Origin of the sequence: Cellulomonas xiejunii (assembly GCF_024508315.1) — a bacterium.
In the GTDB taxonomy this organism is placed as follows: Bacteria; Actinomycetota; Actinomycetes; order Actinomycetales; family Cellulomonadaceae; genus Cellulomonas; species Cellulomonas xiejunii.
The window spans coordinates 1610021-1629270 of record NZ_CP101987.1 but is presented as its reverse complement, the minus strand read 5'-3'; the positions used below and the strand labels follow the sequence as shown (position 1 = coordinate 1629270).

The following is a 19250-nucleotide window of genomic DNA, read 5'->3' as shown; positions in this document are numbered from 1 at the left end:
GCCTGATGGGCGAGGAGCGCCGGGCACCCGGCCCAGCCTCGTTGAGTCTAGCGTGCCTGCTCACCGGACGTGACCGGACGCCCCCGGCCCCGCGTCATCGCCGCCCTGCGCGGGCGTGGTGGGCGCGGTCTCGACGTCCGACCGGATGTCGATGCGCCAGCCCGTGAGCTTGGCGGCCAGGCGGGCGTTCTGCCCCTCCTTGCCGATGGCGAGCGACAGCTGGTAGTCCGGCACGACGACCCGAGCAGCCCGGGCGACCGGGTCGACGATGGTCACGCTCAGCACGCGGGCGGGCGACAGGGCGTGGGCGATCATCTCGGCCGGGTCGTCGGAGTGGTCGACGATGTCGATCTTCTCCCCGTGCAGCTCGGCCATGACGGCACGTACCCGGCCGCCCATCGGTCCGATGCACGAGCCCTTGGCGTTGACCCCGGCGACGTTGGCACGCACCGCCATCTTCGTGCGGTGCCCTGCCTCGCGGGCCATCGCGGTGATGTCGACCGTCCCGTCGGCGATCTCCGGCACCTCGAGCGCGAACAGCTTGCGCACGAGGTTCGGGTGCGTGCGCGACAGCGTGATCTGCGGACCCCGCTGCCCGCGTGCGACGTCGAGCACGAGCGCGCGCAGCCGCTCGCCGTGCACGTACCGCTCGCCCGGGACCTGCTCGTGCGCGGGCAGGACCGCCTCGGTGCCCCCGACGTCGACCAGCACCGTCCGCGGGTCGCGACCCTGCTGGATGACACCACCGAGGACCTCGCCGGCCTTGCTGCGGAACGCACCGAGCACCTGGTCGTCCTCGGCGTCGCGCAGGCGCTGGACGATGACCTGCCGCGCCGTCGCGGTGGCGATGCGGCCGAACCCGGCCGGGGTGTCGTCGTACTCCGGCATCTCGGGTGCGGGCGGCGCGGCGGCTGCCGCAGGGGCACCGTCGACGACGACGCCGTCGGCACCGTCGCCGTCCACCGCGGCACCGTCGTTCGACCCGTCGCCCGGGACGGGCTGCTCCGGCGCCGGGTCACGCGCCCACACCGTCACGTGCCCGGTGCGACGGTCGAGCTCGACCCGGGCACGCGCCTGCGCGCCCGGCGTCCGGTGGTAGGCCGAGAGCAGTGCCTGCTCGATCGCCTCGACGAGTACGTCGAGGCTGATCTCCCGCTCGCGCTCGATGAGTCGCAGCGCTTGCATGTCGATGTCCACGTCAGCCCCTCCCTGCGCCGTCCCGGAGGCCGGCGTCGTCGTCGGCCTCGTCGTCGCGTACCGCGGCGAGGTCCACCTGCACACGTGCCTCTCGCACGTCGTCCCACGCCAACGTCACCGGCGCGCCCTCGACGGGGCGACGGCCCTTGCCGGGCGCCGTGACGGGCACCACGACGAGATCCGGCGCGTCCCCGTCCGCCACCTGCACCAGCCTGCCGGTCAGTGCGCCCCCGTCCGTGCGGCGCACCGCGACCGTGCGGCCGCGCGCCCGCCGCCAGTGGCGTGCCAGCGTCAAGGACCGCTCCGCCCCCGGGCTGCCCACCTCCAGCGTGTAGGCGCCGGGCAGTGCGTCGGTCGCGTCGAGCGCATCCGACACCACGCGCGTGACGTCACCGACACGGTCCAGGTCGAGCGTCCCGTCGTCGTCCTCCGCGAGGTCGACGGTGACGCGCACGACGGTGCTGCGCCCGCTCCCGGCGATCTCGAGATCGTCGAGCAGCAGGCCCGCACCCGTCACGGCCGCCTCGACGATCTCCCGCACCCGCGGTGCGGTGGATGGCGCGCCCATGACCTGGCCTCCTGTCGACTCTCCTGCACGATGGGGCGCAGGCGGCGACCCTGTGACGTTGTCCCACCAGCGTAACGACTCCCGACGGCCGGTCCGACCCAGCAGCGGCAGCGAGCGACGTGGCAGGATCGCGCCGATGCCCAGTCACCTCACCTCGCCGTCCCGTCCCCGTCCCGCACGGCGCGCGCGCGTCCTCACCACGGTCGTCGCGTGCGTGCTCGCGCTGGCTGGATGCGGCGTGCGGCTCGAGACGCCGCCGCCCGCGGAGCCGTCGCCGGACGCGATCGAGCAGGTCCGGGGCCGGACGGTGGCCGATGCGCTCGCCCTGGCGGGCGGTGCGACCGCTGTGGCCTCGGGTGCCGTCGACGACCCGGTCCGCGCTGTGCTCGACGACGTCGCGGCGTTCTCGGCACGCCACGCGGAGGAGCTGGGCGGGGTCTACGACTCCGGGCTGCCCGACCCGTCGCCGTCGGCGTCACCCTCGCCGACGGCGTCGGTGGTGACGGACGTCACCGCGCTGCTCGCAGCGCTCGTCGACGACGCCGCCCGGGCCACGACCGACGCGGACGACGTGCCGGACCCGGAGCTCGCGCGGCTCGTCGCGTCGGTCGCGGTCGCCCGTGACGCGCTCGCCGAGCGCCTCGCGGCCGTCACGGGACTCCCCCGGCCCGCCCCGGCGGCGGGGGTCGACGGCGACGACGCACCGGACGACGCCACCGCGACGAGCGAGCCGGTCGCACCGTCCGTCACCGCGACGCAGGACGGCGGCACCTCGCCGGACGCCGGTGAGCCGGCGCCCGCCACGCAGGGCGCGGCGGCGCTCGCGCTCGCGCACGACGAGGCCGCCTGGGCGTTCACCGTCCTCGCGGCCCGCAGCAGCGACACGACGCGCACCTCGATGCTGGAGGAAGCGGCCCGCCACCGGGCGGCGTCCGACGCCTGGGCGCGCACAGCCGGGGTCACCGGCCGACCGGCGGACCCGCGCCGTGCCGCGTACGCCCTGCCCGCGGGACTCGACGACCCCGCGACCGCTCAGGCCCTGCCCCGCAGCCTCGAGCAGGCCGTGGCGGACGCGAGCGCCGGCGCAGTGGCGTCCGCCCCGGCGGGCGCCCGTCTCGACGCGATCGCCTCGCTGCGCACGGCCACCGCGGCGGCCGTCGCGTGGGGCGCGGCACCTGTCCCGTTCCCCGGCATGCCGGAGCTCGCGACAGCCCTCGTCCCCTGACCCGGCCGGGGCTACCCGGCCCGGGCGGTCAGCCCGCGACCAGCTCGTCGACGAGCTCGGCCACGCGGTCCGCTGCCGTCGCCACGGGCACCTGCTCCGACGTGCCACCTACACGCGGACGCACCTCCACGACGCCATCGGCCAGCCCGCGTCCGACCACGACGACGAGCGGCACGCCCAGCAGCTCCGCGTCGGCGAACTTGACGCCGGGCGAGACCTTGGGGCGGTCGTCGTACAGGACCTCGACGCCGCGTGCCGAGAGGGTCGCCGCGAGCGCGTCCGCCGCCTCGAACACGGCGGCGTCCTTGCCCGTCGCGACGACGTGCACGTGCGCGGGCGCGACGTCCGCCGGCCACGCCAGCCCGCGCTCGTCGTGGTTGGCCTCGGCGAGGGCCGCGAGCACGCGCGTGACGCCGATGCCGTAGGAACCCATCGTGACGACCTGCGCCTTGCCGTTGCGGTCCAGGACCGTCAGACCCAGCGCCTGGGCGTACTTGCGGCCGAGCTGGAAGATGTGCCCGATCTCGATGCCCCGGGCGAGCTCCAGCGGGCCCGTGCCGTCGGGCGCAGGGTCGCCCGCGCGCACCTCGGCGGCCTCGACCGTGCCGTCCGCGGTGAAGTCCCGTCCGGCGACGAGGTCGAACACGTGACGCCCGGACTCGTTCGCGCCCGTGATCCACCGGGTGCCCGGCACGACGCGCGGGTCGAGCAGGTACCGCACCGCCGTGCGCTCGGCACCCTCGGCGACCGGCACGTTCGGGCCGAGGACCGAGGGGCCGATGTAGCCGCGCACCAGCTCGGGGTGCGCCGCGAAGTCGGCGTCGCCGGCGGGCTCCACCTCGGCGGGCGCGACGGCCGCCTCGAGCCGCTTGAGGTCGACGTCGCGGTCGCCGGGCAGCCCGATCACGACGAGCTCACGCTCGCCGGTCGGCTGCACGAGCGCGAGCACCACGTTCTTGAGCGTGTCGGCGGCCGTCCACGGCCGGTCCGCACGCGGCAACCGCTCGTTGGCCAGCGCCACGAGCGAGTCGATCGTGGGCGTGTCGGGCGTGTCCTCGACATGGGCGGCGGGCGCGTCGGACCAGTCGAGCGCCTCGGGGACGACCGTCGTGACGGCCTCGACGTTGGCCGCGTACCCGCCGGGCGAGCGCACGAACGTGTCCTCACCGATCGGCGTCGGGGTGAGGAACTCCTCGGACCGCGAGCCGCCCATGGCGCCGGACGTCGCCGCGACGATGACGTACTCCAGGCCGAGGCGTCGGAAGATCCGCTCGTACGCGGCGCGCTGCGCCTCGTACGACGCCGCGAGGCCCTCGTCGTCGACGTCGAACGAGTAGGCGTCCTTCATGACGAACTCGCGGCCCCGGATGAGGCCCGCACGGGGTCGGGCCTCGTCGCGGTACTTGGTCTGGATCTGGAAGAGGGTCAGCGGGAGGTCCTTGTACGACGAGTACAGGTCCTTCACCAGGAGCGTGAACATCTCCTCGTGCGTGGGAGCCAGGAGGTAGTCACCGCCCTTGCGGTCCTTCAGCCGGAAGATGTTGGGCCCGTACTCCGCCCACCGCCCCGTCGCCTCGTACGGCTCCTTGGGCAGCAGCGCCGGGAAGTGCACCTCCTGCGCGCCGGCCCGTGCCATCTCCTCGCGGACGACGCCCTCGACCTTGCCCAGCACCCGCAGGCCCAGCGGCAGCCAGGTGTAGATCCCGGGCGCGGCGCGACGGATGTACCCGGCCCGCACGAGGAGCCGGTGGCTGGCGACCTCGGCGTCGGCCGGGTCCTCGCGCAGGGTGCGGACGAACAGCGTGGACATGCGCAGCAGCATGCGGACGAGCCTAGTCCGCCGGACGGCCCGCCCCGACACCCGGTGCGCCGGGCGGGCGGGCCGAGCCACGTCGCGTCCCTGCGTTCCCCTGTCCGCCACGCGCGCCGGGTGCGAGGATGCGGTGGTGCCGGAGCTGCCCGAGGTGGAGGCGCTCGCGCAGTACCTGCGCGAGCGGACCGTCGGTCGTACGGTGACCCGCGTCGAGGTGGCCGCGATCAGCGCGCTGAAGACGTTCCGGCCGCCGCCGACGGCGCTGCGGGACGGGACTGTGGTCGACGTGACACGGCACGGCAAGTGGCTCGACACCGTGGTCGACTCGCCCGCCGACGGGCAGCTGCACCTCGTGTGGCACCTGTCCCGCGCCGGGTGGGTGCGCTGGTACGACGCTCTCCCGGAGCGTCCGGCGCGTCCGGGAAAGTCGCCGATCGCGCTCCGGGTCGGTTTCGACGACGGGTCCGGGTTCGACCTCACGGAGGCCGGTACCCGCAAGCGCCTGGCCGTCCACGTCGTGGCGGACCCGTCCGACGTGCCCCAGATCGCCACGCTGGGCATCGAGCCGTTGTCCGACGCCTTCACCCCGGAACGGCTCGGCGAGCTGCTCGCGGCACGCAACCAGCAGGTCAAGGGGCTGCTGCGCGACCAGGGCACGATCGCGGGGATCGGCAACGCGTACTCCGACGAGATCCTGCTGGTCACCCGTACCAGCCCGTTCGCCCCCACCCGCTCCTACGACGAGGCCCGCACCCGCACGCTGCACGGCGCGATCCGGTCGGTGCTGACCGAGGCGGTCACCACCGCGACCGGACGACCCGCCGCCGAGCTCAAGGACGCCAAGCGCCGTGGGATGCGCGTCCACGGCCGCACCGGGCAGGCGTGCCCGGGGTGGGACGGCACGCCGTGCGGCGACACCGTGCGCGAGGTCTCCTTCGCGGACTCCTCGCTGCAGTACTGCCCGACGTGCCAGACGGGTGGCAAGCCGTTGGCCGACCGGCGGATGTCCCGGCTCCTGCGCTGAGGAAACGCCCCACCCGCCGGCGCGCGCTCGCTAGCGTGCGTCCATGACCACGACTGCTCCCCCGTCGCGCGCCAACCACCCACCGGTCCGCCTCGCGGCGGGCAGCGGCGTCACGACCGCTTGCTCGGTGGGTGGCCTGGCCCTCATGGGCGCGGGGCAGGGCATCGGCGGGTGGGCCCTGATCATGCTCGGTGTCGCCGTCACGGTCGGGATGCAGCTGAGCCTGCGCACGACGGACGACGTCCGTCCACGAGGCACCCGCGTCGGCCGCGCCGGGACGGTGGTCGCCCTGGTCGTCCTGGTGGTCGTCGCGGCCCTGGGCGCGCGCGCCACCGTGGTCGCGCACCCGTGGCTCGCCGCGAGCATCGCGCTGGCGTCGGGCGCGGCGGCCGCCGGCCTGCTGCGCTGGTGGCAGGTTCGCCCCGGCGCCGACGGACTCTGACGCACCACGTCGCCGCCCGTCTCAGGACAGGCCGCCCGTCTCAGAACAGGACCGTCGCGTACGCGCCGACCTCCCGGAAGCCCACCGCCTCGTACGCGCGCACGGCCCGCGTGTTGTAGCCGTTGACGTACAGCGAGACCACGGGCGCGATCTCGGCGCGCGTGAACTGCGCCACCGCCGCCATGCCGCTCTCCGAGAGCCGCTCACCGCGTCGTTCGGGCTCCACCCACACGCCCTGCACCTGTGCCACGCCACCCGCGACGGCAGGCACCTCGGCCTTGAACACCACGCGTGGCCGACGCAGGCCTCCGACGCGGTCGAGCAGCACGAACGAGCGCCCGTCGTCGACGAGGCGACGCACCCGCACCTCGTACGGCCCGCCGGGTCCGCTCGCCGGCGAGTACCCGACCTCCTCGGTGAACATCCGGATGCACGCCGGCAGCACGAGGTCGTACTCCTCCGGGCGCGACCTGCGCACGCGGGCGTCCGCGAGGACGAGCGGCGCGCCGTCCAGGACCATCGACGGCTGGTGCGCACGCACCTCGCGCTCGACGGGCCAGATACCCCGCAGCCGGGACCACAGGCCGAGCACGGCGTCCGCGGGACCCACGATGGACGAGCACCGGCGGCCCCGGGCCGCACCGAGCTCGGCGAAGGCCGCCAGCGCGCGGGCCGCGACGTCGGCGTCGAGCGTCCCGATGACGGGCACGAGGTTCGCTCCCACCCAGCACACCGCCAGCAGGACACCGTCCTGCGAGTAGCCCCACAGCTCCCCGCCCGCGCGGCGCAGGCCCGTGGAGGCAGCCTGCTCCAGACGGCTCGCGGCGAGCACCGACCCGACGGGGTCGGTCGCACAGACGGCGAGGGCCGCCCCGACGTCGGCGTCGGTCAGGACGACCCCGCCGGTGCGTCCCGAGAGCGTCGTCGCCGGCGGCACCACCATGGGCCGATTGTGCCCTAGGTCACACCCACCTGTCGCACGGGCGGCACGCCCGCCCGTCGGCACCACCGTCGGCGCTCAGCCGACGCTGACGACGGGGCTGCCCTCGCCCGACTCGACCGGGTCCATCGTCTCGGCGAGACGCATGGCCTCCTCGATGAGCGTCTCGACGATCATCGCCTCGGGCACAGTCTTGATGACCTGACCCTTGACGAAGATCTGCCCCTTGCCGTTGCCGGACGCCACGCCGAGGTCGGCCTCGCGAGCCTCGCCGGGGCCGTTGACGACGCACCCCATCACGGCGACGCGCAGCGGCACCTCCATGCCCTCGAGGCCGGCGGTGACCTTCTCGGCCAAGGTGTACACGTCGACCTGTGCGCGGCCGCACGACGGGCACGAGACGATCTCGAGCTTGCGGGGCCGCAGGTTGAGCGCCTGCAGGATCTGGATGCCGACCTTGACCTCCTCGACGGGGGGCGCGGACAGCGAGACCCGGATCGTGTCACCGATGCCCTTGCTCAGCAGCGCACCGAAGGCCGTCGCGGACTTGATCGTGCCCTGGAACGCGGGCCCGGCTTCCGTGACGCCGAGGTGCAGGGGCCAGTCGCCCCGCTCGGCGAGCATCTCGTAGGCGCGCACCATGACGACGGGGTCGTTGTGCTTGACGCTGATCTTGAAGTCGCGGAACCCGTGCTCCTCGAACAGCGACGCCTCCCACACGGCCGACTCGACGAGCGCCTCGGGCGTGGCCTTCCCGTACTTCGCGAGCAGCCGGGGGTCGAGCGAACCGGCGTTCACACCGATCCGGATGGACACGCCGGCGTCGGTCGCAGCCTGCGCGATCTCCTTGACCTGGTCGTCGAACTTGCGGATGTTGCCCGGGTTCACCCGGACCGCCGCGCACCCGGCGTCGATGGCCGCGAAGACGTACTTCGGCTGGAAGTGGATGTCGGCGATGACGGGGATCTGCGACTTGCGCGCGATCGTGGGCAGCGCCTCGGCGTCGTCCTGGCTCGGCACCGCGACGCGCACGATGTCGCAACCGGAGGCCGTGAGCTCGGCGATCTGCTGCAGGGTCCGGTTGATGTCCGTCGTCGGCGTCGTCGTCATCGACTGGACCGACACGGGGGCGTCACCACCCACCTCGACCTTGCCGACGCGGATCTTGCGGGACGCGCGCCGCGGGGCCAGGACGGGGGCGGGCGCCTGCGGCATGCCGAGGCTGATCGGGGTGCTCACCGGACCATCATCCCACCCCGGCGGCGTGCCCACGGCGGGCTGGCCGGCCGCCGATCGCATGCTCACCGAGCCGTCACGGGACGTCCACGAGGAACCCGTCGCCTGAGGGCGTCGTCAGCCGATCCGGACCGGGTTCACGATGTCGACGTACACGAGCAGCAGCCCGACGCCTCCCAGCACGACGAACACCGTGTACGCGAGGGGCACCAGCAGCGCCGAGTCCGCCGGCCGTGGACGCACGGCCCCCCGCAGGCGGGCGAGCTGACGACGCAGGCCCTCCCACAGGGCGGTCACGACGTGGCCGCCGTCCAACGGCGGCAGCGGCAGCAGGTTGAACACGAAGAGCGCGAGGTTGAGCATCGCGAGCGTCGACAGCAGGCCCGCGGCCCGCACGGCGACGGTCTCGGTGTCCATCGCGGCGATCTCACCGGCGAACCGGCCGACCCCCACGGGCCCCACGATCGAGGTCTGGTCGCGCTCGCCACCCGACACGGTCGTGGACACGAGGTCGCCGATCCGCTGGGGCAGCGTCACGACGACCTGGGCCGTCTGCCACGTCGCCGACGCGGCGACCGAGACCGCCGTGCCGACGGACTGACGCTGGATCACGGTCGCGGGGCCCACACCGAGGAAGCCGACCTCCTGCGTCGCCACCTCTCCCTCGCCGTCCGTGATCGCCATGCCGTCCGCGTCCACGACCGGGCGCTCGGCGACCACGGGCGTGGCGGTCAGGTCGACCTGCCGGCCGTCGCGCTCCACGACGATCGTGACGGTGCGGTCGCCGCTCTCGCGGATCAGGCTGCTGACCTGCGCCCACGACGTGACCTCGACGCCGTCGTACGACACCAGCCGGTCCCCGGGGCGCACACCCGCAGCGGCGGCCGGCGCGGGCGGGTCGTCGGCGGTGCAGGCAGTGCCGGCAGGCGCGTCGACGGCGACGATGCACTCCGAGACGCTCGCGACGGTCGTCCCGGCGACCGGTACCCCGATGCCGACGTACGCGACGACCAGGAGCACGACCGCGATGAACAGGTTCATCACCGGCCCGCCGAGCATCACCACCAGCTTCTTGGGCGTGGACAGCCGGTAGAACGCGCGATGGTCCTCACCGGGTCGGATCTCGGCGGCGCTCGCCTCGCGCGCGTCGGCGGCGAGGCGCTGCCACCAGTTGCGCGGCCGGGTCGCGCCGACCGCCTCGTCCGTGGGGTACATGCCGATGAGGCGGACGTACCCGCCCAACGGCAGCGCCTTGATGCCGTACTCCGTCTCACCCCGCGTGCGCGACCACAGGGTCGGGCCGAACCCGACCATGTACTGGCTCACGCGCACGCCGAACCGCTTGGCCGGCACCATGTGGCCGACCTCGTGCAGCGCGATCGAGCCGAGCAGCACCACGACGAAGACGAGCACCCCGACGAGGGTCTCCACGACAACCACCTCCCGCGGGCCGGACGGCCCCTGCCTGGGCACAGGTTACGTCCGCACGCGACCATCATCCGCCCGCGGCGCCCCGGTCGCCGCGACGTCCCCCGGGCGGCGCAACGGTCAGCGGCGTCGCCGCGCCCGGGACCCGACGTGGACGAGCGCGACGGCGAGCAGCGCCAGGACGAACATCGCCGAGCTGATGACGTTCGCCTGCGGCGGGATGCCGCGCGCCGCCGACACGTAGACGAACTTCGGGAACGTCCCGAACCCGCCGGAGGTGAAGTTCGTGACGATGAAGTCGTCGAAGCTCAGGCTGAACGCGAGCAGCGCCGCAGCGGCGATGCCGGGCAGCAGCAGCGGGAACGTCACGCGCCAGAACGCCTGCCACGGCGTGGCGTACAGGTCGGCGGCGGCCTGCTCGAGCGCCGGGTCCAGCGTCGCGACGCGGGCCTTGACGGCGACGACGACGAAGCTGAGGCAGAACATCACGTGCGCGACGACGACGGTGCCGAACCCCAGCGGCAGGCGCAGGGACAGGAACTGCGACACCAGCGCGGCGCCGAGGACGACCTCCGGCGTGGTCATCGGCACGAGCACCAGCAGGTTCACGGCGCCGCGCCCCCGGAACCGTCCGCGCACGAGCGCGACGGCGAGCAGCGTGCCGAGCGCGGTGGCGACCAGCGTCGACACCAGGCCGACCTGGAGCGACCCGACGAGCGCGGAGCACACCCGAGGCGCGCCGCACGGGTTGCGCCACGCGTCGAGCGTGAACCCGCGCCACGCGAGGTTCGTCTTGCCGGCGTCGTTGAAGGAGAAGAGCACCGTGTAGGCGATCGGCACGAGGAGGAAGACGAACCCGAGCGCGGCGAAGACCGGGACGACCGCGCCTCCCGCACGTGCGCGGCTCACACCAGGTCCCGGGTGCCGGCACGCCGCACGTACAGCGTGACGAGCGTCAGGATCGAGACCATCAGGACGACGGACAGCACGGCGGCCGTCGGGTAGTCGACGGTCCGGAAGAACCGCTGCTCGATCACCTGGCCGACCATGGTGGTGGTCGTGTTGTTGCCGAGCAGGGAGGAGTTCACGTAGTCCCCGACCGCGGGGATGAACGTCAGCAGCGTCCCGGCGACGACCCCGGGCAGGGACAGCGGCAACGTCACCGTGCGGAACGTCGTCAGCGGCGACGCGTACAGGTCGGAGCCCGCCTCGAGCAGCCGCGGGTCGAGTCGCTCGAGCGACGCGAAGAGCGGCAGCACCATGAACGGCAGGAACGAGTACGTCAGGCCGATGACGACGGCCGCGGGCGCGGCGGACAGCCGACCGTCGGGTGGCAGCACGTGGAGCCATCGCAACGCCGCCACCACCTGGCCACCGTCGGCGAGGATCTGCTTCCACGCGACGGTCCGCAAGATGAAGCTCGTGAAGAACGGTGCGACCACCAGCACGACGAGCAGGCCCTGGAGACCTGGCCGCCCCCGCGCGCGCACGGCGATGACGTACGCCATCGGGTACCCCACGACGAGTGCGGCCAGTGTCGCGACCGCCGCGAAGCCGAACGAGCGCGACAGCTGCGGCCAGAACTTGGCGAGCGCCTCGGGGTAGTTCTGCCACCGCAGCGCGGGGGCGAACTCGCCGATCTCCCCGCCGGGGACCCGCGCGTAGAACGACGTCGCCAGGAGGACGCCGACCGGGACCACGAAGAAGACGACGAGGTACAGCACGCCGGGAAGCAGCAGCCGACGCGTGCCCCGTTGCACGTCCGGGGCCTGCGGTGACGCCGGTTCCCCGGCCGCGGGGGGCCGGCCCAGTGCCGCGAGGACGCTCACGGCTCGTCGTCCAGGTCGACCGTGCCGGCGCGGATCTGCTCGTCGCCGTCGAACGCGAACGTGTGCGGCGCGTCCCAGGCGAGGCGGACCCTGGCCCCGGGGGCGTGGACCGCCCTGCCCCCGACGTTCTGCTCGAAGACCCCGAGCACGCCGAGCCCGTCGACGTCCACCTGGTACTGCGTGCTGACACCTGCGAACGACGTGTCGACCACCGTCCCCGGCCCGAGGACGTTGTCGGCCTCGCGGGGGACGTCGGTCGCACCGATGATCCGGACCTTCTCCGGCCGGACGCCGACCAGCACACGACCGGTGCCGGCGCCGCTGCGCGCGGCGGGCACCTGCACCCGCACCCCGCCGACGTCCACGCCGAGCGTCCTGCCGGCGTCGAGCGTCTCGACGACGGTCCCCGGCACCAGGTTGGACTGGCCGAGGAAGTTCGCGACGAACGGGGTCCTCGGGTGCTCGTACAGGTCCGCCGGGGTCCCGAGCTGCTCGACGCGTCCGTGGTTCATCACGGCGACGGTGTCGGCCATCGTCATGGCCTCCTCCTGGTCGTGGGTGACGTGGACGAACGTGATGCCCACCTCTGCCTGGATCGCCTTGAGCTCGAGCTGCATCTGCCGCCGCAGCCGCAGGTCGAGCGCACCCAGCGGCTCGTCGAGCAGGAGCAGCGCGGGACGGTTGACGACGGCACGTGCGAGCGCCACCCGCTGCTGCTGGCCGCCGGAGAGCTGGGCCGGACGCCGCTGCGCCAGGTGGGCGAGCTCGACGAGCTCGAGCGCCTCGAGGGCCAGCGCCCGCACGTGTCGCGCCCGGCGCCGCCGCAGGCCGAACGCCACGTTCTCCAGCACGCTGAGGTGCGGGAAGAGCGCGTACGACTGGAACACCGTGTTGACGGGACGGCGGTGCGCCGGGACCTCGGTGACGTCCTGCCCCGCGAGGCGAACGGTGCCGGCGGACGGCCGCTCGAGCCCGGCGACCATGCGCAGCGTCGTCGTCTTGCCGCACCCCGACGGTCCGAGCAGCGCGAAGAACGTGCCGGGCGGCACGCTCAGCGTCAGGTCGTCGACCGCGACGAACGCGCCGAAGCGCTTGGTCACCGACACGATGTCCAGGGCGGCGCCGCCCGCGTCCGACGCCGCCCCGGCGACCGTCGACGTCCTCGTCCCGACCGCGGTCACGCTCTCACGCGCCGATCGCCTCGAGGAACTGGCCGTTGTACCGCTCCTCCTCGGCAGGCGTCAGCGTCCGGAACACGTGGACCTGGGACAAGAGCTCCTCGGTCGGGAAGATCATCGGGTCGTCGGCGAGCTCAGGGTCGGTCCGGGCCATGGCCTCCTGAGCGCCCTGCACCGGCGTGACGTAGTTGACCCAGGCCGCCACCTGGGCCGCGACCTCCGGGTCGTAGTAGTAGTTGAAGAGCTCCTCGGCCTGCGCACGGCGCGGTGACGCCTTGGGCACCATGAGGTTGTCGCTCCACAGCATCCCGCCGGCGTCGGGGATCGCGAAGGCGAACCGACCGTCGTTCTCGTAGTTCAGCGTCGTGATGTCGCCCGACCACGCGAAGCAGGCGACGGCGTCTCCCGTCTCGAGGTCGTTCGTGTAGGAGTTGCCGCGCACCTGACGGATCTGCCCGTCGGCGAGGTTGCGCTGCACGACGTCGAGCGCGTCGAACCAGTCGTCCGTGCTCCAGCCGGCCGCCGGGTCCATGCCGTTCTGGAGCATGATGAGCCCGATCGTGTCGCGCATCTCGGAGAGGACCTCGACTCGGCCCTTGTACTGCGGGTCCCACAGGTCCGAGACGCTCCGCAGGCCGCCGGGGATCGCGTGGGTGTCCCACGCGATGCCCGCGAACCCGGACTGCCACGTCAGCGAGTAGTGGCGACCGTCGTCGAAGTCGACGGCCTCGAGGTTCGGCAGGATGTTCGCGGCGTTCGGGATGCGGGCGCGGTCGAGCTGCGCGACGTACTCCTGACGGATCCACCGCGCCGCCATCCAGTCGGTGAGGGTGACCACGTCGTAGCCGATGTCCTGGCCGTTCTCGAGCTGGCGCGAGACCTTGCCGTAGAACGAGTCGTTGTCCTCGATGTCCTCGAAGTACTCCACCGGGATCCCCGAGCTCTCCTCGAACGCGGCGAGCGTCGGGAAGCCGGTGCCCTCCTCGTCCTGGTCGAGGTAGAGGGTCCAGTTGGCCCAGCGCAGCGGACCGCGGACCGCACCGCCGTCCCCGGCCTGCGTCGGTCCCGCCGTGCCGCACGCCGCGAGCAGAGCACCGGTCCCGGCCGCACCGGCGACGCCCGACAGGAAGCGGCGTCGGGAGATGCCCTGGGCCTGCCGCACGAGCTCGCGCACACGCGGGTCACCGGGCAGGGCACGTCGGTCGCTGCTCATCTTGCTCCTCTCGCGGGGCCGGTCTGCGACCCGCGTGGGTCGTGGCGCACCGGACGTCGCCGGTACAAGGAATCCGTCGCCTGACCGACCACACGCAACGAAATCTCCGCGTCTGTGGACCTTCCACGACGAAGAACGTTGCCCTCGGTGTGACGACGCGCACATGTTACGGGCGTGACCCCGAAAGGTGACAGTCCCGACCACGGAACGGACCGCCGACCTTTCGTCCCGGTTCGACCTAATCGCCGAACGCCGACATCACGTGCTTGATCCGCGTGTAGTCCTCGAGCCCGTAGAGCGAGAGGTCCTTGCCGTGACCCGAGTGCTTGAAGCCCCCGTGCGGCATCTCGGCCACGAACGGCAGGTGGGTGTTGAGCCACACGACGCCGAAGTCCAGAGCACGCGACACGCGCAGCGCACGCGCGTGGTCGGTGGTCCACACGGACGCCGCGAGCCCGAACCTCACGTCGTTGGCCAGTCGCACCGCCTCGTCCTCGTCCGTGAACTCCTGGACCGTGACCACCGGTCCGAAGATCTCCTCCTGCACCGCCTCGTCGCCCTGCCGCAGCCCGTCGACGACCGTCGCCTCCAGGAAGTAGCCCGGCCCCGCCGGACGCCCCCCACCGGCGACGACCTGCGCGTGCCCGGGCAGACGCTCGAGGAACCCGCGCACGCGGTCGAGCTGCCCGGCGCTGTTCAGGGGCCCGAAGGCCACCTGCGGATCCTCGGGCGGACCCGTGCGCCTCGCGCGGGCGGCCTGCCCGAGCGCCGCGACGAGGTCGGCACGCACGCGCCCGTGCACGAGCACACGCGTCGCGGCGGTGCAGTCCTGCCCGGCGTTGTAGTACCCCGCCTCCGCGATCCCCTCGGCCGCGGCTGCGACGTCGGCGTCGTCGAAGACGACCACCGGCGCGTTGCCGCCGAGCTCGAGGTGCACGCGCTTGAGGCCGTCGGCCGCCGCACGGGCGACCTCCACCCCTGCGCGGACCGAGCCGGTGATCGCGACGAGGTCCGGCCGCCGGTGGGCGACGAGCGCGCGACCGGTGTCACGGTCGCCGCACACGACGTTGAGCACACCGGGAGGCACGACCTGCGCGGCCAGCTGCGCAAGCCGCACCGTCGTCACGGGTGTCGTGTCCGACGGCTTGAGCACGACCGTGTTGCCCGCCGCGAGCGCCGGGGCGATCTTCCACACCGCCATCATGAGCGGGTAGTTCCAGGGCGTCACCTGGCCCACGACCCCGACGGGCTCGCGCCGCACCCACGACGTGTGCCCCGCGAGGTACTCGCCGGCCGCCAGCCCGGTGAGCACGCGGGCGGCACCGGCGAAGAACCGCAGCTGGTCGGCGCAGGGTGGGATCTCGTCCGTCGCCGTCAGGTGCAGCGGCTTGCCGGTGTTGCGCGACTCCGCGGCGATCAGCTCGTCCGCGTGCGCCTCGACCAGGTCGGCCAGCGCGAGCAGCGCGGCCTGCCGTTCGGCGGGCGTCGTGCGCCCCCACGAGACGGCCGCACGGTCGGCCGCCGCGTAGGCGTCGTCGACGTCCCGCGGACCGCTGCGTGGTGCCCGCGCGTACTCCTGCCCGGTGCTCGGGTCGACGACGGCGGTGGTGGCACCCGTGTGCGCCGGGACGTCCCGGCCGTCGACGACGTTGGTGAGCTCGATCAGCGCGGGGTCGGTCACGGTCCTCCTCCTGCCGCCCGGTGGCGGGCGGGACGACGGCGTGCGGCTGTTCCGCGAACGCTAGCGGGACGGCCCGCGCGCCCGGAAGCACCGGTTCGTCCCCGGTCGCCGGATCCCTCGCCGACAGAGCGGCCGACCACGGATCCGGCGGTGGGGACGAGATCGCGGCACGGAATCGCTTGCCGTGACCGCGCCGGGGCACCACGATCGGCTGCATGACGCAGCGCGACCGCAGCACCGTGGTGCTCGACGCCACGGCCAAGGGCATCATCGAGCAGCTCCAGGAGGACGGGCGGCGGCCGTACGCGACCATCGGCAAGGCCGTCGGGCTGTCGGAGGCCGCGGTGCGCCAGCGCGTCCAGCGCCTCCAGGAGTCCGGGGTCATCCAGGTCGTCGCCGTCACCGACCCCCTCCAGGTGGGGTTCCGGCGTCAGGCCATGATCGGGATCCGTGCCGACGGCGACCTGAACGAGCTCGCGGAGCAGGTCGCCGCGGTGACCGAGGTCGACTACGTCGTCGTCACCGCGGGCTCCTTCGACGTGCTCGTCGAGGTGGTGTGCGAGGACGACGAGCACCTGCTGGCGGTGCTCAACGAGTCCATCCGGTCGCTGCCCGGCGTCCGCAGCACCGAGACGTTCGTCTATCTGCGTCTGCACAAGCAGCTCTACAACTGGGGAACCCGATGAGCATCACACCCCGTGGCACCGACCGTCAGGCAGCGGCACGCGACCACCTGTGGGGTCACTTCACGCGTCACAGCGCCTGGGAGCAGGGTGTCCCGACGATCGTCCGGGGCGAGGGCCACCACATCTGGGACGCCGACGGCCACCGCCTCCTCGACGGCCTGTCCGGGCTCTTCGTCGTGCAGCTCGGGCACGGCCGCGAGGAGCTGGCCGCTGCGGCTGCGGCGCAGGCCCGCGAGCTGGCCTTCTTCCCGCTGTGGTCGTACGCGCACCCGCAGGCCGTGGATCTGGCCGAGCGCCTGGCCGCCTACGCTCCCGGCGACCTCAACCGCGTGTTCTTCACGACCGGCGGCGGCGAAGCGGTCGAGACCGCGTGGAAGCTGGCGAAGCAGTACTGGAAGCTGCGCGGACGGCCGGGCAAGCACAAGGTCGTCTCACGCGCGGTGGCGTACCACGGGACCACCCAGGGTGCGCTGTCGATCACCGGCCTGCCGGAGCTCAAGGCGCCGTTCGAGCCGCTCGTGCCGGGTGCGCACAAGGTCCCCAACACCAACGCGTACCGCGCGCCGGAGCACCTGCGCGACGACCCGAAGGCGTTCGGTCGCTGGGCTGCCGACCGCATCGGCGAGGCCATCGAGTTCGAGGGTCCCGACACGGTGGCCGCGGTGTTCCTCGAGCCCGTGCAGAACGCGGGCGGCTGCTTCCCGCCCCCGCCCGGCTACTTCGACCGCGTGCGCGAGATCTGCGACGAGCACGACGTCCTGCTCGTCTCCGACGAGGTGATCTGCGCGTTCGGTCGGATCGGCTCGATGTTCGCCTGCGAGGACCTCGGCTACGTCCCGGACATGATCACGTGCGCCAAGGGCATGACGTCCGGCTACTCCCCCATCGGCGCGTGCGTGGTCTCCGACCGGGTGTTCGAGCCGTTCGCGACCGGGACGACGACCTTCGCGCACGGGTACACCTTCGGTGGGCACCCCGTGTCGGCCGCCGTCGCCATGGCCAACCTCGACCTCTTCGAGTCGGAGGGGATCGTGGACCACGTGCGCGCCCACGCCCCCGTCCTGCGCGCCACGCTCGAACGCCTGCTCGACCTGCCGATCGTCGGTGACGTCCGTGGCGAGGGCTTCTTCTACGGGATCGAGCTCGTCAAGGACGCCGCGACGCGCGAGACGTTCGACGACGCGGAGTCGGAGCGCCTGCTGCGAGGGTTCCTGACCCCGGCGCTGTACGAGGCGGGCCTGTACTGCCGGGCGGACGACCGGGGAGATCCGGTCGTCCAGCTCGCCCCGCCGCTGACCTGCGGACCTGCCCAGTTCGACGAGATCGAGCAGATCCTGCGTGGCGTCCTGACCGACGCGTGGGCGCGGCTGTGACGGTCGCCGACGTCTCACTGTGGTGGGAGCAGGTCGTGGCCGACGACCCGGAGGCCGCCCGTGCGCGGCCCCCGCTCGACGGTGACACCACCGCCGACGTCGTGGTCGTGGGCGCCGGGTACACCGGGCTGTGGGCGGCGTACTACCTGCTCGAGGCCGACCCGTCGCTCGACGTCCTGGTCGTCGACGCGCACGTCGCCGGGTTCGGCGCCAGCGGCCGCAACGGCGGCTGGTGCTCGTCACTGTTCCCGGTGGGGCCGGACGCCCTCGCACGGCGCCACGGAGCCGACGCCGCTCGTGCGATGCGCGCCGCGATGCGTGACACGGTCGTCGAGGTCGGGGGCGTGACCGCGGCCGAGCAGATCGACTGCGACTTCCGGTTCGGCGGTACGGTCACGCTCGCGCGCACCGCCCCGCAGGTCGAGCGGGTCGCCGCCCAGGTGGCCGAGGCGAGCCGGTGGGGCGACGAGGCACACCTGCTGGACGCCGACGAGGTCGGTGCCCACCTGCGCGCCTCGCGCGTGCTCGCCGGTTCGTGGACACCCGACTGCGCCCGCATCCAGCCGGCCCGGCTCGCGCACGGGCTCGCGCGTCTCGTCGAGCAGCGCGGCGCGCGCATCGCCGAGGGCACGACCGCGCTGCGCATCTCGCCGCGCGCCGTCGTCACCGACCGCGGCACCGCGCGCTGCCGCTGGGTCGTGCGCGCCACCGAGGCGTGGACGACCCAGCTGCGCGGGTCCCGCCGCGCGGCCGCGCCCGTGTACTCCCTCATGATCGCCACCGAGCCGCTGCCCGCCGACGTGTGGGCGCAGATCGGTCTGGACCGCGGTCAGACCTTCACCGACGCGCGACACCTCGTCGTGTACGGGCAGCGGACCGCGGACGACCGCATCGCGTTCGGAGGCCGCGGCGCGCCGTACCACCTGGGCTCCGGCGTCGACCCGGCGTACGACCGCGTGCCGCGCGTGCACGCCCACCTGCACGATGCGCTCGTCGACCTCTTCCCGCAGGTCGCGCCCTACGCCGTGACGCACGCCTGGGGTGGACCCCTCGGTGTCCCCCGCGACTGGCACCCGTCGGTCGGTCTCGACCCCGACACCGGGCTCGGCTGGGCCGGCGGCTACGTCGGTGACGGCGTGGGGGCGGCGAACCTGGCCGGGCGGACCCTGGCCGATCTGGTGACGGGCGCCGACACCCCGCTGACGCGGCTGCCGTGGGTCGGCCACCGCTCGCCCGCGTGGGAGCCCGAGCCGCTGCGGTGGGCCGGGATCACCGCCGCCCGGTGGCTGACCGCGTGGTCGGACCGTGCCGAGCGCCGGACCGGCCGTCGCAGCCGTCCGTACGACGCCGTCGCCCCTCTCCTCGGCGGCTGACCGGGGCCGGCGGCACGCCGGTGGTCCATCCGGTGGCCCGCAGC

The 19250-nt window shown here is 73.5% G+C and carries 17 protein-coding genes; 6 read left to right on the top strand and 11 right to left on the bottom strand.

The genetic code is table 11. The annotated features are described in order from the left end of the window. Positions 1-60: 60 nt before the first annotated feature. Together nusA and rimP are read right to left on the bottom strand one after the other, a co-directional pair. The gene (nusA, locus tag NP048_RS07495; protein WP_227577578.1) at positions 61-1197 is read right to left on the bottom strand and encodes a transcription termination factor NusA; all 1137 of its coding nucleotides are present in this window, start codon (positions 1195-1197) and stop codon (positions 61-63) included. A 1-nt stretch (position 1198) separates the two neighbouring features. Beyond that, a complete protein-coding gene (rimP, locus tag NP048_RS07490) occupies positions 1199-1765 on the bottom strand; it encodes a ribosome maturation factor RimP (RefSeq protein ID WP_227577577.1) in 567 nt (188 codons plus the stop codon). A gap of 136 nt (positions 1766-1901) precedes the next feature. Here rimP and NP048_RS07485 point away from each other — a divergent pair, with 136 nt between their 5' ends. After that, the gene (locus NP048_RS07485) at positions 1902-2990 is read left to right on the top strand and encodes a DUF4439 domain-containing protein (protein ID WP_227577576.1); all 1089 of its coding nucleotides are present in this window, start codon (positions 1902-1904) and stop codon (positions 2988-2990) included. A 28-nt stretch (positions 2991-3018) separates the two neighbouring features. Here the strand turns inward: NP048_RS07485 and NP048_RS07480 are convergent, their stop codons facing one another. Further along, positions 3019-4812, bottom strand: coding sequence for a proline--tRNA ligase (locus NP048_RS07480; protein ID WP_227577575.1), 1794 nt, complete (start codon positions 4810-4812; stop codon positions 3019-3021). A gap of 124 nt (positions 4813-4936) precedes the next feature. On the opposite strand from NP048_RS07480, the gene NP048_RS07475 reads away from it, so the two are divergent. Next, a complete protein-coding gene (locus NP048_RS07475) occupies positions 4937-5827 on the top strand; it encodes an Fpg/Nei family DNA glycosylase (RefSeq protein ID WP_227577574.1) in 891 nt (296 codons plus the stop codon). Positions 5828-5870: 43 nt separating this feature from the next. After that, positions 5871-6269, top strand: a complete 399-nt coding sequence (locus NP048_RS07470) for a hypothetical protein (protein ID WP_227577573.1) — start codon at positions 5871-5873, stop codon at positions 6267-6269. 40 nt (positions 6270-6309) lie between these two features. Here the strand turns inward: NP048_RS07470 and NP048_RS07465 are convergent, their stop codons facing one another. The 8 genes from NP048_RS07465 to NP048_RS07430 form a co-directional block, all read right to left on the bottom strand. After that, a complete protein-coding gene (locus NP048_RS07465) occupies positions 6310-7212 on the bottom strand; it encodes a GNAT family N-acetyltransferase (RefSeq protein WP_227577572.1) in 903 nt (300 codons plus the stop codon). 75 nt (positions 7213-7287) lie between these two features. Continuing rightward, positions 7288-8424, bottom strand: coding sequence for a flavodoxin-dependent (E)-4-hydroxy-3-methylbut-2-enyl-diphosphate synthase (gene ispG, locus NP048_RS07460; protein WP_227577719.1), 1137 nt, complete (start codon positions 8422-8424; stop codon positions 7288-7290). Between the two features lie 138 nt (positions 8425-8562). Continuing rightward, positions 8563-9876, bottom strand: coding sequence for a M50 family metallopeptidase (locus tag NP048_RS07455; protein ID WP_227577571.1), 1314 nt, complete (start codon positions 9874-9876; stop codon positions 8563-8565). 117 nt (positions 9877-9993) lie between these two features. Continuing rightward, positions 9994-10782 carry an ABC transporter permease gene (locus tag NP048_RS07450; protein ID WP_227577570.1) on the bottom strand — a complete coding sequence of 263 codons (789 nt, stop codon included), beginning with the start codon at positions 10780-10782 and terminating at the stop codon, positions 9994-9996. Beyond that, on the bottom strand, positions 10779-11702 hold the full coding sequence (locus NP048_RS07445; RefSeq protein WP_227577569.1) for an ABC transporter permease: 924 nt from the start codon (positions 11700-11702) through the stop codon (positions 10779-10781). Before NP048_RS07445 ends, NP048_RS07450 begins: the two co-directional genes overlap by 4 nt. After that, positions 11699-12883 carry an ABC transporter ATP-binding protein gene (locus NP048_RS07440; protein WP_227577568.1) on the bottom strand — a complete coding sequence of 395 codons (1185 nt, stop codon included), beginning with the start codon at positions 12881-12883 and terminating at the stop codon, positions 11699-11701. Before NP048_RS07440 ends, NP048_RS07445 begins: the two co-directional genes overlap by 4 nt. 4 nt (positions 12884-12887) lie before the next feature. Next, the gene (locus NP048_RS07435; RefSeq protein WP_227577567.1) at positions 12888-14093 is read right to left on the bottom strand and encodes a polyamine ABC transporter substrate-binding protein; all 1206 of its coding nucleotides are present in this window, start codon (positions 14091-14093) and stop codon (positions 12888-12890) included. 238 nt (positions 14094-14331) lie between these two features. Further along, complete coding sequence (locus NP048_RS07430; RefSeq protein ID WP_227577566.1) at positions 14332-15774, bottom strand: aminobutyraldehyde dehydrogenase; 1443 nt, start codon at positions 15772-15774, stop codon at positions 14332-14334. Between the two features lie 215 nt (positions 15775-15989). Between NP048_RS07430 and NP048_RS07425 the strand changes: the two genes are divergently transcribed. From NP048_RS07425 to NP048_RS07415, 3 genes are read left to right on the top strand one after another with little or no spacing between them, the layout of a single operon-like run. Beyond that, positions 15990-16460, top strand: a complete 471-nt coding sequence (locus tag NP048_RS07425; RefSeq protein WP_227577565.1) for an Lrp/AsnC family transcriptional regulator — start codon at positions 15990-15992, stop codon at positions 16458-16460. Further along, positions 16457-17833 carry an aspartate aminotransferase family protein gene (locus NP048_RS07420; RefSeq protein ID WP_227577564.1) on the top strand — a complete coding sequence of 459 codons (1377 nt, stop codon included), beginning with the start codon at positions 16457-16459 and terminating at the stop codon, positions 17831-17833. Before NP048_RS07425 ends, NP048_RS07420 begins: the two co-directional genes overlap by 4 nt. Continuing rightward, the gene (locus NP048_RS07415) at positions 17830-19206 is read left to right on the top strand and encodes an NAD(P)/FAD-dependent oxidoreductase (RefSeq protein ID WP_256769459.1); all 1377 of its coding nucleotides are present in this window, start codon (positions 17830-17832) and stop codon (positions 19204-19206) included. Before NP048_RS07420 ends, NP048_RS07415 begins: the two co-directional genes overlap by 4 nt. Positions 19207-19250: the final 44 nt, after the last annotated feature.